This is a genomic window from Actinoplanes aureus (assembly GCF_015704865.1).
GTDB classification, from domain to species: domain Bacteria; phylum Actinomycetota; class Actinomycetes; order Mycobacteriales; family Micromonosporaceae; genus Actinoplanes; species Actinoplanes aureus.
Map to the genome: position 1 here is coordinate 1 of NZ_JADQTO010000022.1, position 12,812 is coordinate 12,812.

General features: G+C 69.1%; 14 protein-coding genes. 6 read left to right on the forward strand and 8 right to left on the reverse strand.

All coding sequences use genetic code 11. From position 1 onward, the window contains the following. Positions 1-23 precede the first annotated feature (23 nt). Positions 24-829, reverse strand: a protein-coding gene (locus I4J89_RS34780) for an IS5 family transposase (RefSeq protein WP_196418545.1) whose coding sequence is annotated in 2 segments (ribosomal slippage) — positions 24-499 and positions 499-829 — 807 coding nt in all. Because the reading frame shifts where the segments join, the coding sequence is not laid out codon by codon here. A 343-nt stretch (positions 830-1,172) separates the two neighbouring features. On the opposite strand from I4J89_RS34780, the gene I4J89_RS34785 reads away from it, so the two are divergent. Then, positions 1,173-1,322 carry a hypothetical protein gene (locus I4J89_RS34785; RefSeq protein ID WP_196418406.1) on the forward strand — a complete coding sequence of 50 codons (150 nt, stop codon included), beginning with the start codon at positions 1,173-1,175 and terminating at the stop codon, positions 1,320-1,322. Between the two features lie 242 nt (positions 1,323-1,564). Here I4J89_RS34785 and I4J89_RS34790 read toward each other — a convergent pair whose 3' ends face one another. The 5 genes from I4J89_RS34790 to I4J89_RS34810 form a co-directional block, all read right to left on the reverse strand. Next, on the reverse strand, positions 1,565-2,425 hold the full coding sequence (locus I4J89_RS34790; protein ID WP_196418407.1) for an RNA polymerase sigma-70 factor: 861 nt from the start codon (positions 2,423-2,425) through the stop codon (positions 1,565-1,567). Between the two features lie 9 nt (positions 2,426-2,434). Further along, on the reverse strand, positions 2,435-3,349 hold the full coding sequence (locus tag I4J89_RS34795; RefSeq protein ID WP_196418408.1) for an NAD-dependent epimerase/dehydratase family protein: 915 nt from the start codon (positions 3,347-3,349) through the stop codon (positions 2,435-2,437). Positions 3,350-3,675: 326 nt separating this feature from the next. Further along, positions 3,676-4,281: a hypothetical protein gene (locus I4J89_RS34800; RefSeq protein ID WP_196418409.1), complete on the reverse strand. Its 606-nt coding sequence runs from the start codon at positions 4,279-4,281 to the stop codon at positions 3,676-3,678. Further along, positions 4,281-4,799, reverse strand: coding sequence for a SigE family RNA polymerase sigma factor (locus I4J89_RS34805; protein ID WP_196418410.1), 519 nt, complete (start codon positions 4,797-4,799; stop codon positions 4,281-4,283). Before I4J89_RS34805 ends, I4J89_RS34800 begins: the two co-directional genes overlap by 1 nt. 110 nt (positions 4,800-4,909) lie before the next feature. Beyond that, on the reverse strand, positions 4,910-5,131 hold the full coding sequence (locus I4J89_RS34810) for a hypothetical protein (protein WP_196418411.1): 222 nt from the start codon (positions 5,129-5,131) through the stop codon (positions 4,910-4,912). Between the two features lie 618 nt (positions 5,132-5,749). Here I4J89_RS34810 and I4J89_RS34815 point away from each other — a divergent pair. Both I4J89_RS34815 and I4J89_RS34820 read left to right on the forward strand, forming a co-directional pair. After that, positions 5,750-6,271, forward strand: coding sequence for a hypothetical protein (locus I4J89_RS34815; RefSeq protein ID WP_196418412.1), 522 nt, complete (start codon positions 5,750-5,752; stop codon positions 6,269-6,271). 59 nt (positions 6,272-6,330) lie between these two features. Then, a complete protein-coding gene (locus I4J89_RS34820) occupies positions 6,331-7,071 on the forward strand; it encodes a hypothetical protein (protein WP_196418413.1) in 741 nt (246 codons plus the stop codon). 44 nt (positions 7,072-7,115) lie between these two features. Here the strand turns inward: I4J89_RS34820 and I4J89_RS34825 are convergent, their stop codons facing one another. Together I4J89_RS34825 and I4J89_RS34830 are read right to left on the reverse strand one after the other, a co-directional pair. Beyond that, entirely contained in the window at positions 7,116-8,231 is a 1,116-nt protein-coding gene (locus I4J89_RS34825; RefSeq protein ID WP_309238593.1) for an aminotransferase class V-fold PLP-dependent enzyme, read from the reverse strand. Positions 8,232-8,295: 64 nt separating this feature from the next. Continuing rightward, a complete protein-coding gene (locus I4J89_RS34830; protein WP_196418414.1) occupies positions 8,296-8,940 on the reverse strand; it encodes a TetR/AcrR family transcriptional regulator in 645 nt (214 codons plus the stop codon). Between the two features lie 100 nt (positions 8,941-9,040). Between I4J89_RS34830 and I4J89_RS34835 the strand changes: the two genes are divergently transcribed. Genes I4J89_RS34835 through I4J89_RS34845 form a run of 3 tightly spaced genes read left to right on the forward strand, consistent with a single transcriptional unit; the run spans position 9,041 to position 12,749 of the window. Then, positions 9,041-11,308, forward strand: coding sequence for an MMPL family transporter (locus I4J89_RS34835; RefSeq protein ID WP_196418415.1), 2,268 nt, complete (start codon positions 9,041-9,043; stop codon positions 11,306-11,308). Continuing rightward, positions 11,305-12,276, forward strand: a complete 972-nt coding sequence (locus I4J89_RS34840) for a COX15/CtaA family protein (protein WP_196418416.1) — start codon at positions 11,305-11,307, stop codon at positions 12,274-12,276. The genes I4J89_RS34835 and I4J89_RS34840 overlap by 4 nt, the downstream gene beginning before the upstream one ends. Further along, positions 12,273-12,749: a DUF1772 domain-containing protein gene (locus I4J89_RS34845; RefSeq protein ID WP_196418417.1), complete on the forward strand. Its 477-nt coding sequence runs from the start codon at positions 12,273-12,275 to the stop codon at positions 12,747-12,749. The genes I4J89_RS34840 and I4J89_RS34845 overlap by 4 nt, the downstream gene beginning before the upstream one ends. Positions 12,750-12,812: the final 63 nt, after the last annotated feature.

Here is a 12,812-nt window from a genome sequence, read left to right on the forward strand (position 1 = left end):
CTTAAAGCTCCTAACACGATCTCTTAGCGGGTCCAGTTGATCAGTCGGCGCCAGCAGATTAGGACGCAGGCAAGGCTGACAAAGCCGTCGTGGATGTCGAGGCGGCGTTCCCAGCGCACGGCAAGCCGGCGGAACTGGTGCAGCAGAGCGAAGGTCTGCTCGACGACGTAGCGCAGCTTGCCCAAGCCTTTGACACCGTGCGTCTTGGGCTTGGGGATGATCGGCTCAGTGCCGCGCTCGTGGCAGGCTTGGCGGAACGCCGCGCTGCTGTAAGCCTTGTCGGCCAGCAGGGCGGCAAAGCGGCGCCGGGGCCGGCCCGGGCGTCCGGCGATCGGCGGGTAGCAGTCGAGCAGGTCCAGGGCCCGTTTGATGTCGGGCACGTTCGCGCCGCTGGTCAGCACGTAGACCGGGGTGCCGTTACCGTCGCAAATCAGGTGGTGCTTCGAGCCGGGCTTGCCGCGGTTGACCGGCGACGGGGCTGTCCCGGCACCCCCTTTTTCGCGTCGATGTGACTCGCGTCCATCGCCGCTCTCGACCAGTCGATCCGGTTCGCCGCGTTCAGCTTGGCCAGCAGTATCTGGTGGACTTGGTCGAACACGCCGGCCTCAGTCCAGCGTTGCAGCCGCCGCCAGCACGTCATCCCAGAGCCGAACCCGAGCTCCTGCGGCAGGTCCTCCCACCCGATGCCGGTGTGCAGCACGAACAGGATGCCCTGCAGGCACAGCCGGTCCGACACAGGCCGCGGGCCCGGAGCCTTCGCCGGCCACGCAGGCAGCACCGGCTCGATCAGCTTCCACAACTCGTCGTCGACGACCCACGCCTTGCTCACGACGACCGAAACGAGACTGATCTTCGCCTCGCAACGCTGATCAACATCGATCCAGCAGATCGTGTTAGGAGCTTTTAGTTCCTGCAGCAACTCCTGCTGCCGGGCTAGGATCATCCCCTGGGCGCGGATGGTGCCGAGTTCAGCGAGCCAGGCCTTACGGTCGGTGCAGACGTTCTCGACGCGGCCTCCACCATTCCAGGATCCTCTCGGTCGGACCAGATTCCACGGCCGGCTAGCGAATAGCATCGACGTCGGTCCGTCTGCAGGACGTCCATCCCGAGCGCTATCGACTACGACAAGTCACCTCGCACGGGAAGGACGGTGTCCGGAGTAGCCGAGATCAGTGCAGCCGATCATGGCGGTGGTGCGGGATCCGGCCTTGGAGACAGGTGTCGCCGTGAACCGGACCGGGCGGGTCCGCCAACTTGACGTCTTCGCCGCGTGCGAGCTGCGGGTCAGCACCCGGACGTTCTCCACGATCGCGGGCACGTGAGCCGTCGGCTTACCCATTCGGTGTCGGGCTTACCTTCTGACAGGCGGGAGCGCGGCTGTTTCTGCGGCTCACGGCCGAGAAGTCCGCCGCCATCGTGGCGGCCGGTCGGGTCGGCTGACGCCGACCGGGTACGCCGCGAAGGTGGCGGTCGCTACGGCACGAGTGGGTAGCGACTGGCACAGGTGACCCGGATCTACTCCGTTGAAGATCGTCTTAGGTTCATGATCAACGGTGGTCGCGGGTCAGCGGGTGAGGCCTCGGAGTTTGTCCGGGTTGCCCTGCATGCGTACGCCGGTGATCCGCTCACCGTCGAAGTCGAAGCAGATCGCCCCGGCCGCGTGCCCGTTGACGAGGCCGAGGATGCCCGGTCCGCCGTTGATCTCGGTGATCACGAGCTGTGTGTTCTGTGTCTGCGGCTTGGCGAAGACGCCGAGCAGCCAGCGGGCGACGTTGTCGGCGCCTTCCAGCGGGCGGCGGGCTGCGGTCACCTTGCCGCCACCGTCCGACCAGCAGACCACTTCCGGCGCCAGCAGTTCCATCATCGCGTTCAGGTCGCCGCCGGCGCAGGCCTTGCGGAACCGGTCCACTGCTTCTCGGCGTACCCCTTGGTCGACGTCGAAGCGAGGCCGGCGGGCCGCGACGTGCGCCCGCGCCCGGGCCGCGGCCTGCCGCACCGCGACCTCGGACTTGTCCAGAATCGATGCGATCTCGGCGTGGTTGTAGCCGAAGACGTCGTGCAGCAGGAAGATTGCGCGTTCGGTGGGGGTGAGCGTCTCCAGGACGACGAGCATCGCCATGGAGATCGATTCAGCCAGCTCGACCTCCTGACCCACGTCGGGCGCGGTGAGCACCGGCTCGGGCAGCCATGGCCCCACATACGTCTCGCGGCGGGCGCGGGCCGAGGTGAGCTGGTTGAGCGAGAGGTTGGTGACGGTCTTGACCAGGTACGCCCGAGGGTTGGCAATCTGGTCGCCGTCCACGTCGCGGCACCGCAGCCAGGCCTCCTGCAAGATGTCCTCGGCATCGGTGACGCTCCCCGTCATCCGGTACGCGACGTCGAAGAGCAGCCGCCGATGCTGAGCGAAGACCTGGTTGTCGATCATGGGACCAGATTAGACGTGAGCGGACGCCTGCGCCCGCAGCCCGTCGAGCACCGTCGGGTACGCGGGCCGCCACCCCAGTTCGCGGCGTGCCTTCTCGCTCGAGACCCGCATGTTGACGCCGAGCATCAGGTGCATGTACGACGCGGGTGCCATCATCCAGGTGGGTACGGTGAACGGCTTGGGCGTGCCGAAGATCTCGGCGAGCGCCTGGATCAGCCCTCCGAAGCCCATGTGGTCGTCGACGACGTTGTACGCCTCACCGGGCCGGCCCCGATCGATCGCCGCGACGACGGCGGCGGCCGCGTCCGCCAGATGCGTCCACGGCGAGACGCGACCGTGGTCGTTGAACGCCGGCATCTGCCGCTTCCGCAGCATGTGCACCATCGCTTCGGTGCCACCCGGCCCGTAGAAGAAGCCGAATCGCAGTGAGATCGCCTCCAGCCCCGACTCCCGGGCCAGGCGCTCCTTCTCTCGTATGCCCTCCAGGTGCCGGTTGATCTTCGGATCGGTTACCGGCGCCCCGAACTCGTCGGCTTCGGTCAGCACTCGGTCGCCGAAGTCGCGGTAGCCGTAGCCGACCGCGACGTTCTCGCCGATGAAGCGGCGCACGCCCGCGAGCTTGGCCGCCTCGATCAGGTTCGCGGTCCCGGCCACCCGCAGGTCGTCGGTGCCGAACATGCCCTTGTGCGTCATCGGCGGCTTGCGCAGTGCGGTCGCGGCGTGCACCACGACGTCGGCCTTGATTCCCTCGAACGCCCGCAGCAGCCCGTCCCGGTCGAGCAGGTCGCCGCGGATCTCGTTGCCCTCGCCACGGCCCAAGCCCAGCACGGTGTGCCCGGCGTCGGTCAGCGCCTCGCGGATGTGCCGGCCGAAGACACCACTGGCTCCGGCGACGATCACGGTCTGGTTCTTGATCTCCGTCATGGCCACGAGACAGAGCGGCCTTCCGATCCGTGACACACCCGCGGGTGACGCCGGTCACACGCCCAGCTCGTCATGTGGCGCTGGGCGTGTTTGCCGCTATCGGGACCGCAGGGGAAACGGTGCTGCGAGGGCGGCGACTCACCGCCACCCACACCCTCGCGACCAGCACCGGCATACGTTCGTAACGGCCAGGCTCGACGCCGGGGTCAGCCTGCGTAACGTGCGGGCGCGCGCTGCTGATCACGTGGTCGGCCCACGGCCTCAATACGGCCTGCCGGGGGTGGTCGTGTCTACCGCGCCAGGGGTTGGCCACGGCTCAGAAGTCATCAGTCCATCTGGCAGAACGGCGGGTTGCCGGAGGTGATCCCCAGTTCCTGGCAGATGAACCCGCTGCCCTCGCTGTGGAAGCGCCAGCCCGTGCCGGCCTTGTATCGGAACAGGTAGATGCCGTCACCGAGGTTCGGACCCTCCGGGGCGGCCGTCGCCCAGTCTTTCCAGCACTCCACGCTCGACGGGACGAAACGCCAGTCCTTCGGCAGGTCGGCCAATTTCTCGAGCGTCTTCGCCGAGGGGCAGTCGGGATACCGGGGCCGGTTACTGGTCCGGGAGGACGTAGGCGGCACCGACGACGGCGGTGTCGTACTCGGCGCCGCGGAAGTCGGGGCGACGCTGGGCGCCGAGGTCGGGGCGGTACTGGGCGCCGCCGGCTGGGTCGCCGCCGGCGTCGGCGGGCCCGGCCGGTTGGCGGTGGCCACGGCGACTGCGCCGCCGATGGCGAACACCACCGCCACGCCCGCGGAGCCGACGACGAGCGCGGTACGCCGTTGCAACTTCCGCGATGTGCGCAGCGAACGCTCGTACAGATCAGTGTTTCCGCCATGCTCGGCCAGATCGGACATGGCCTGACGCAGCGGCCCGAATTCGTCGGTCATCAGGCTTCCTCCATCACGGCCGAAAGCAGCTCGGGCGCGAGCGCCCGCATGCGGGCCAGCGCCTTGCTGGTCTGGCTTTTGACCGTGCCGACCGAACAGCGCAGCAGATCCGCGGCCTCGGCCTCGCTGCGGTCCTCGAAGAACCGCAACACCAGCACGGCACGTTGCCGCCGGGTGAGCTGGGCGAGGGCCTCATGCAGGGCAAGCTTGAGATCGGTACGGCGGGCGTGGTCACTGCCGGGCTGTACGACGTCGACCAGTTCACCGGGCATCGACTCCGCCACCCTGCGACCTCGCCACCAGCTCACGTGCTGGTGGTACATGGCCGTACGGGTGTAAGCCTCGAAGTGCCCGGGATCGTTCAACCGGTGCCGGCCACGATGGGTGCGGGCCAGCGCATCCTGCACCAGGTCCTCGGCGAGGTGCCGGTCACCGGTCAGCAGAAACGCCGTCCGCAGCAGCGCCGGTGATCGGGTCCGGACAAAGTCGCAGAAGAGGTCATCTGTTGAATTCGACATGCCTCGCTGGTGCTCCCCCGTGGCCAACAATCGTTGAGGCGGTGGCGCCGGCCGACTTGTGCCGCACACCGTAGCCGGTGCGGGCCAGCACGCCGGCCCCGTCACCACGGTCATGGGTACTGGCAGAACGGCGCCGCCTCCTTGATGCCGAGATCCTCGCAGTGGTAGCCACTGCCCTGGCTGTGATAGCGCCAGCCCGTACCGGCCTTGTACTGGAACAGGTAGACGCCGTCACCGAGGTCCGGGCCCTCCGGGGCAGCCGTCGCCCAGCCCTTCCAGCACTCCACACTCGACGGGACGAAACGCCAGTCCTTCGGCAGGTCGACCAGCATCTCCAGGGTCTTCGCCGAGGGGCACTCGCCTGTACGAGTTGACGTCGAGTTGGCCACGGAGCGCGGAGCGGCTGAGGTAGGGGCCGGACCGGCCGATGACGGAGCCGGAGCGGCGGAGACTGGGCCTGATGGCGCACCGAGCGGAGCGGGAGCCGGCGAGGAACCGCAGGCAGCGAGTCCTAGAAGAATCGCGGTGGCGGGCAGCAGCAGGCGCAGAGGTGCGAACATTTCAGGTCCCCCGGATCGTGATGGTCTTCGCTTACATCGGGGTACATGCCGTTTGCGGCCCGCAGGTTGCCGCTCATCAGAAAATATCTGCGGGAACTTCAATGGCTCGTGCTTGGTCGAAGTGGTCGACGTCGACCGCAACAGCGTCGAGCGCGGCCGCCAACTCGTTGCCGAGAACAGCTGTTCCAACCCCGGAAGACCTGGTCGATGGGGTGGGAGCTCATGGGCTGTGGGGTGACGACGCCATGCGCGCCGAACCGTTCGCTGGATGCCTTGTGGTAGCCGGGGCGCATGTCTGGCCGGCGAATCAGGCCGGTCAGGTCGCTCAGAGTGATGGGGCCAGATCGCAGAATATCCGAATAAAATGGGATAGAACGGTATCGTGCGCCCATGGGTCTCGTTCGGCTGCAGCGTTTCCTGCTTGCCCTGGGCATGGTGATCGCGGTTGGGCCGCCAGCGCCACCGGTCGTCGCCGCCGACGGACCGACCGCCACCCAGACCACCGACAGCGGATTGTGGAGCAGCACCGTCGCCCGCTATCTGGCCGATCCGCTGTGGCGCGACGACGAGGCGTACAACGCCGGACACGTGCTGCAGGTGCCGTTACACGCGGCGTTCGCCCGCCAGCGGGCGGACCGGATGGGGCAGTCGCCGCGCACTTCCGGCGTTTCATGGCCACGGACGACTCCGTCGCCTCGGCTGACAGCCCTCTCAACCGCCTGCAGTATCTGTAACTGGCGAGTCGCTTCGCGGTCCTGGCGCACCGCTCGGGCCGCCCTGGGCTCGTTGCGCCGGGACTGGTACGCCGACTGGCCGACGAGGTGGACCGGCTGTGGTTCCGGGAACCGGCGCGAACGTACGGGGCGGCACCGTTTCCGGGCGGGATCGCCGAGCGGGTTCGGTGGAAACTAGATCAATCCTCGACCAGGCCTCCCTACGCCCGCGCCATCGTCGATCAGGAGCTGTATCTGATGACCATCGCGGCCGACCTGCGCCAGATTGCCCGGGTCAGCGGGAACCGGCCGGCTCGGGCGACGGCGGTGAGCGATGCCTTGGCTTCGGCACGCGAGGTGTTCCGGCAACACGTCACGCCAACCCGCACCGGCGGCTGGTTGTTCCAGCCAGGCATCTGGGCCGGCCATCCGGACTACGCCTATGCGGGCCACCACAACGGTGGGCCGAACCTCGCACCGGCCAGAGTCTCGGATATCGCCGAGGACACCAGCCACAGCCATCGCCTTCCGCTATGGCTGACAAGCCTGTCAGAGGCGTATGGGGTAGGGCACCCGGTCGGCGCCTACTACGACCAGCCGCGCCACCGGCTCGCCACCCAATTCCTCAGCAGGGTGCTCGTCCCGCCCAACCGTGATTTCCCGTCCTTCCGGACGACCAACTTCATGGACGGCCACAATGGGCTCTACCGCTGGGGTTACGTGACTCATGGCCCGGACAACGGCTACCGGCCGTACGAGCTGTCCGGCACGCTGCTGCTTGGTTGGTGGAGCTTTCTTGACCGCCCCGGAGTCTGCGCGTCCTACGACGATCAGGCACGGCGATTCCCGCTGCCGCCCCGGGTCATCCGGACGTACATCGGCCCGGATACCACCCGCGTCCGACACCGGCTGCTTGCGCACGGGGCGTGGTATCGCAACGGGCTGGCGCTGCAGCTCGTCCGCGTCGCCGCCGACCGCTGCCGGGAAGTTCGTCGCTGAGCGGAGCGCTTCGCAGATATCACCATCATGGTTCGGCCGCCGGATCAGGTGGAAAGCGCCCGCAGCGCAGCGGAGACGTCGTCGTGGTTGTTGAAGTAGTGGAAGCCCACGCGCAGCCGGTCGCCGGCCAGGTATGCCTGAACCCTGGATGACCGCAGCCGCCGGCGCAGCGCGTCAGGGTCGCTGACGCGGACCACCGCGATGTGGCTTGGTTGCCCGGCGCCGACCGGGACGGCTCCGGCGTGGCGTGCACCGTCCCGAAAGGTACGCGAGAGGTCGAGGCAGTGTTCTTCGACCGCCGCCTCGAGTAGGCGTGACATGAGTTCCAGGGCGGCACCGGCGCCGATCCACGACAGCCACGCTGGTGACGTGTCACAGCGCGCCGCGTTCGAGGCGAGTTGAGGTGAGCCACCGAAATAGCCGCCGTCGACGGCGGATTTCCAGCTGGGTTGCAGCGGCCGCAACTCGTCGTGGTGCGGTGTCACCAACCAGGCGGCGCCCCTGGGGCAGAGCAACCATTTGTATCCGTGCACGGCCAAGTAATCCGGGCGTACCGAGGCGAGTTCGGGTCGTAGCACGCCCAGTGACTGGGTGGCGTCGACGAACAATCGCGCGCCGACGGCGTGGGTCGCGGCCCGGACCCGGTTCAGGTCAACCCGTTCGCCGTCGATGGACAGCACGTGACTTACGGCAACCAATGTGGTCGTCGCGTCGATGGCGGCCAGAATGCTCTCGGTCCGCCCGGCCGGACCCGTGCGTGCGCGGACAATCCGGCAACCCGTGGCCCGCAGGCCCAGCCATGGGAACAGGTTGCTGCGGAATTCGTCGTCGCCGATCACCACCGTGCCGGTGGCGGGCAGTGAGGCGGCGACGGTGGCGGCGGCCTCGGCGACCGAGCCGAGCAGGGCGACGTCACGAGGCGCAACGCCGAGATAACGGGCGAATGCCAGCCTCGTCGCCGGGGCGGCGCGCTCCCATTCCGATGCGTCCAGCCGACCGTCCCGCCAGTCGGTCAAGGCCGTCATCAGGGCCTGGGTGACCGGCACAGCACCCGGCGGGCTGGCCGGAGTGTCGAGCCACACGCGGTCGGCCAACGCCGGGAACAGCCCGCGGAACTGGACCGGGGTCAGCGCCGGCGCGGCCGGGCGGCGGGCGGTCACGGCTGCGGTCCAGGTAGAGCACAGGCGGTCGCGTAGCCGCGGGCGAGCTTGGTGCGACCGGTGGTCACTTCGACGGCGGTGGGTTGCGTCGGCGGCGGGGCGGTTTGGCCGGCGTCAGCCCGTGCAGGATCTGGGCGACAGCGGCGTCGACGACGGCGGCGGTGCCGGCCGTGGCGGAGTCGGTGCCGGGGTCCTGCTGCTGGATCCGACGTCCCGCCGCGTCCACCACCGCTTGGACGAGTTCGGCGCGTAGCTCCGCGTCCGGTATGCCCGCGCGGGTGAGGGCGTCGGCGAGCGGGGTGACGATGACGCCGTGTCCGTCGAGGATGCGCTGGATGTGAGTGGCGGGTAGTGCCTGTACGGCGAGGGCGCTGACGGCGGCGTGGCGGGGATTGCCCATCATCTCGGCCTGTGTATACACGTATGCGCGGATCTGGGCGGCGAGATCGGGGCCGGCGTCACGGAGGGCCTCGCGGATGCGTTCCGCGGCGCGGGGAAGTTCGTCCTCGACGATCGCCGTCACCAGCTCTTCGCGGGAGCGGAAGTACTCGTACAACCCCGGCCGGGACAGGCCCGTACGGCGGGCCAGCGCGGTCAGGGTCAGGGCTGTCGGTCCCTGCTCGGTGATCAGGTCACGTGCCGCGTCAAGCAGCGCCGCGAGCTGCCGCGAGCGGTGCTCGGCGACGGTGGGGGCACTGATGCGAGGCACGCCGCCAGTCTAGACAGCACCTGTGATCGCGGTTGTGATTCCGACGCCACGTCGGTAACGTTCCCGACTTAGCGTCGGGAAATTACTCACTGGAGGTGTCATGGCCGGCTCTGCCGTCCGCATGAAGCGCATCGCTGTGGGCGTCGTGACGGGGTGGTTGCTCCTGGCGGCCATCGCGCCGATGCTGGCACCGGGTGCGGCCGAGGTGCCCGACGACGAGGGCCCGACCGCGGCGCCGGCAACGGCCGAGTCGGTCCGCGCCGGAGAGTTGCTGGCCCGGGCGTTTCCCGACGCCGCCGGCATCCCGGCGGTCGTGGTACTGCGCAATCCCGGCGGTCTGACCGGCAACGATCTCGCCGAGGTCCGGCGGATCTCGCACCGGTTGACCGGTGCGAGCCGACCGGCCGGTGTCCGGGCAGTGGTGTCGGTCGCGACCACTCCGGATGCGGCGGACCTGCGATCGGCGGACGGCACGACGACGATGATCGTGGCCGGGATCGACCTCGACCCGGCCGACCCGGCCCTCGGCGGCACCGTCGACGCGATCAGGGCGATCGCCGGCAGCGGCACGGGCAGCCTCGAGATCCGGGTAACCGGACCGGCCGGCGTGGCCCGCGACAGCGTCACCGTCTTCCGCCGAGCCGACACCACACTGTTGACCGTCACGATCGGCCTCGTCCTGGCACTGCTGCTCGTCATCTACCGCTCACCTGTGCTCGCCGCCGTACCTCTGGTGGCGGTTGGCGTGGCGATGGCCGTGACCAGCGCAATCGGCGCAGCCCTGGCTCGCGCCGGGCTCGTCGGTGTCAGCGAGATGACCGCCTCGATCGGCACTGTCCTGCTGTTCGGCGTGGGGACCGACTACTGCCTGTTCCTGATCATGAGGTATCGGGAGCAACTCGCCGAGACCTCGCAGCGGTACGACGCGATGACCGCAGCACTCCGCCGGGTCGGGCCGGCGATCGTGTTCAGCGCCGGCACGGTCGTCGTCGGCCTGCTCACCCTGCTGACCGCCAGCCTGCCCTCTTACCGGTCACTCGGGCCGTACCTGGCCGTCTCGGTCGCGGTGATGCTCCTCGTCGCGGTGACGTTCGTCCCGGCGTTGGTGCTGCTCCTGGGCCGGTATGCGTTCTGGCCGCTGAAGACGCACGCCCGTACGGTGGCGGCCTCCTCACTGTGGGGGCGGGTCGCCGCCATCGTCATCCGCCGCCCGGTGCTCACGGTCGCCGCGTGCCTCGCCGTGCTCGCCGCACTCTCCACCGGTCTGGTCGGGTACCGGGAGAACTACGACGCGATCTCGGGGTTCCGTGCCCAGACAGAATCGGCCCGGGGCCAGCAGCTTCTCACCGACGCGTTCCCCGCCGGTCGGCTCGCCCCGACGTATGTTCTCCTCGACGCCCCGGTCGCCTTGCACGGCCACCTTGATGTGGTGGAGCGGGTCAGCGCCGGCGTCGCGGCCATCCCCGGCGTACAACAGGTCACCGGCCCCACCCGTCCCGACGGCACCGCGCCCGACGGCACCGCCGCCGGCCTCACCGCGCTGGCCGGAGGGCCCGGACGCACGTACCTCTCCCCCGACGGGCACACCGCCCGGATGGACGTGGTCTACACCGACGACCCGTACGAGGCGGCCGCGCTGGACCGTACCGAACGGCTTCGCCGTTCCGTTCGCGCCACCCTCACCGCCGCCGGCCTCGGCTCCGCCCAGGTGATGGTCGGCGGGGAAAGCGCCGCCGCGCTGGACCGCCGTGCCGCCGCGACCCGCGACGCGCCCGTCATCGCGATCCTGCTGCTCGGTCTGATCACGATCCTCATCGTGGCACTGCTGCGCTCCCTGCTGGCGCCGCTGTACCTGGTAGCCACGATGGTGGCTTCGTTCTTGGCGGCCCTGGGAGCCACTGTGGTCACCGCTGTCGTCCTTGACGGCCAGGCCGGTATCACCGAAGGCGCCGCCCTTTACATCTTCGTATTCCTGGTCGCTCTCGGCGTCGACTACAACATCCTGCTCGCCACCCGAATCCGCGAGGAGACCGCCAGACACGGCACCATCGACGGGTTGCGTCTCGCCCTCACCCGCACCGGAGGAGTCATCACCTCGGCCGGACTCATCCTCGCCGGCACGTTCGCCGCACTCATGACCCAACCGCTGGACACCCTGTTCCAATTCGGCTTCGCCCTCGCCTTCGGCATCCTGTTGGACACCTTCCTCGTCCGCGGACTACTCGTACCCGCCATCGTTCGACTCGCCGGTCCGGCCGGCTGGTGGCCCAGCAGGCTCACGCCCCCGCCACCACAACCCACGGCGACTGACCCCTTCCCTGCCCGCGACAGCGCCGCACCGGCGTCCTCCACGATCACCCGGCCATGACCGACCCCATGCCTGGCGTACGCACCCGCGGCAGGCCCCACGAGGCCCGGCCGAGCGAAGGCGTTGCCGGAGCGACGCGTACAGCCGCTGTCGGGGCGCTGGTGGCGAACACGCTGATCGTGTTGACCGGCGCCCTCGTACGCCTGACCGGCTCCGGGCTGGGATGCCCGACATGGCCCCGATGCACCAGCGGTTCCTTCGTCGCCACCGCCGAGATGGGAATGCACGGCATCGTCGAATTCGGCAACCGCATGCTCGGCATCGTCGTCGGTCTGGTCACCCTCACCGTCGTGACGGCACTGCTGCGCGACCGCCACCGGCCCCGCCGGAGCCTCCCGCTGGCAGTCGGCGTGCTGGCCGGAGTCGGCCTGCAGGGCCTGATCGGCGGCCTCAGCGTTCGCCGGGAACTCGCCCCCGAGATCGTCGCCGGTCACTTCCTGGTCAGCATGGCCCTGATCGCCGCTCTGACCGTGCTGGTCGACATTCTGCGACGACCGCACGCCGTGTTCCGCGTTCCGGCCGACCGGCGGGTCCGTCTCGCCGTGGTGGCGCTACCCGTCGGCCTCACGATCGTCATGGTCCTGGGCACCCTGGTCACCGGCAGCGGCCCACACGCCGGTGACGACACCGCCCGCCGCCTCGGTCTCGACGCCGCCGCACTGACATCGGCACACGCCGTCGCCGTGCTGGTTCTGATCAGCGTCCAGGTGGCCACACTGGTCGCGCTGCACATCACCGGTGCGGCGCGGCCCGTACGCCGGGCGGCGAGCACGCTCCTGGCCGTGTCGCTCGCCCAGGGGGTGATCGGCTCCGTTCAGAACGCACTCGCCCTGCCGGTGCCGATGGTGGCCACCCACGTCGTCACCGCCGGGCTCATCGTCATGGCCGCCACGCACCTGGTGGCCCAAGCGGTCCGCAGCACGGCGGCCACGTTGGACCGCCGCGACGTACCGGAGGGTTGGACATGACAACTGAAGCTCTCTTCGTGGCGTTGGCGACCCTCGCGGTTCTCGGCCATGCCCACTGGTTCTTCGGCAACCTCTACGAGGCCATCGTGCTCGCGCCAGGGTGGAAATCGATGGCGGGCCAACCAGTACAGCTCGGCGGCGGGTTCCTGGCTCCCGGCAGTCCGGTGCGCTACTACATTCCCACCACCCCGCTCACCGTCCTCGTGACCCTTGCCGCCGGGATCGCCGGATGGAACGCGCCGCAGGTACCGCATCCACCACTCACCCTGGGCGTCGCGCTCTGCCTCATCAGCGCCGCTGTCACCGTCTACATCGTGACCCGGGTCAACCTGCGATTGTTCTTCACCGCTGACACGACACCCGAGCGGAAGGCCATCCTGGCGCGCCGCTGGGTAAGGCTGAACCATGTGCGCCTGGCGACCCTGGGCACCGCCGCCACCCTGCTCGTGTGGACGCTCACTCGGCATTCATGACCGCTTCCCTGAGGTCGCCTGGCCGCCGCGGGCGGACGGCCTTGTCCGCTCGTCAAGCCTCGG

Coding starts and splice junctions, on each gene's coding strand:
- I4J89_RS34790 (WP_196418407.1), bottom strand. CDS start 2,425: ATGATCGACAACCAGGTCTTCGCTCAGCATCGGCGGCTGCTCTTCGAC.
- I4J89_RS34795 (WP_196418408.1), bottom strand. CDS start 3,349: ATGACGGAGATCAAGAACCAGACCGTGATCGTCGCCGGAGCCAGTGGT.
- I4J89_RS34800 (WP_196418409.1), bottom strand. CDS start 4,281: ATGACCGACGAATTCGGGCCGCTGCGTCAGGCCATGTCCGATCTGGCC.
- I4J89_RS34805 (WP_196418410.1), bottom strand. CDS start 4,799: ATGTCGAATTCAACAGATGACCTCTTCTGCGACTTTGTCCGGACCCGA.
- I4J89_RS34810 (WP_196418411.1), bottom strand. CDS start 5,131: ATGCTGGTCGACCTGCCGAAGGACTGGCGTTTCGTCCCGTCGAGTGTG.
- I4J89_RS34815 (WP_196418412.1), top strand. CDS start 5,750: ATGGGTCTCGTTCGGCTGCAGCGTTTCCTGCTTGCCCTGGGCATGGTG.
- I4J89_RS34820 (WP_196418413.1), top strand. CDS start 6,331: ATGACCATCGCGGCCGACCTGCGCCAGATTGCCCGGGTCAGCGGGAAC.
- I4J89_RS34835 (WP_196418415.1), top strand. CDS start 9,041: ATGGCCGGCTCTGCCGTCCGCATGAAGCGCATCGCTGTGGGCGTCGTG.
- I4J89_RS34840 (WP_196418416.1), top strand. CDS start 11,305: ATGACCGACCCCATGCCTGGCGTACGCACCCGCGGCAGGCCCCACGAG.
- I4J89_RS34845 (WP_196418417.1), top strand. CDS start 12,273: ATGACAACTGAAGCTCTCTTCGTGGCGTTGGCGACCCTCGCGGTTCTC.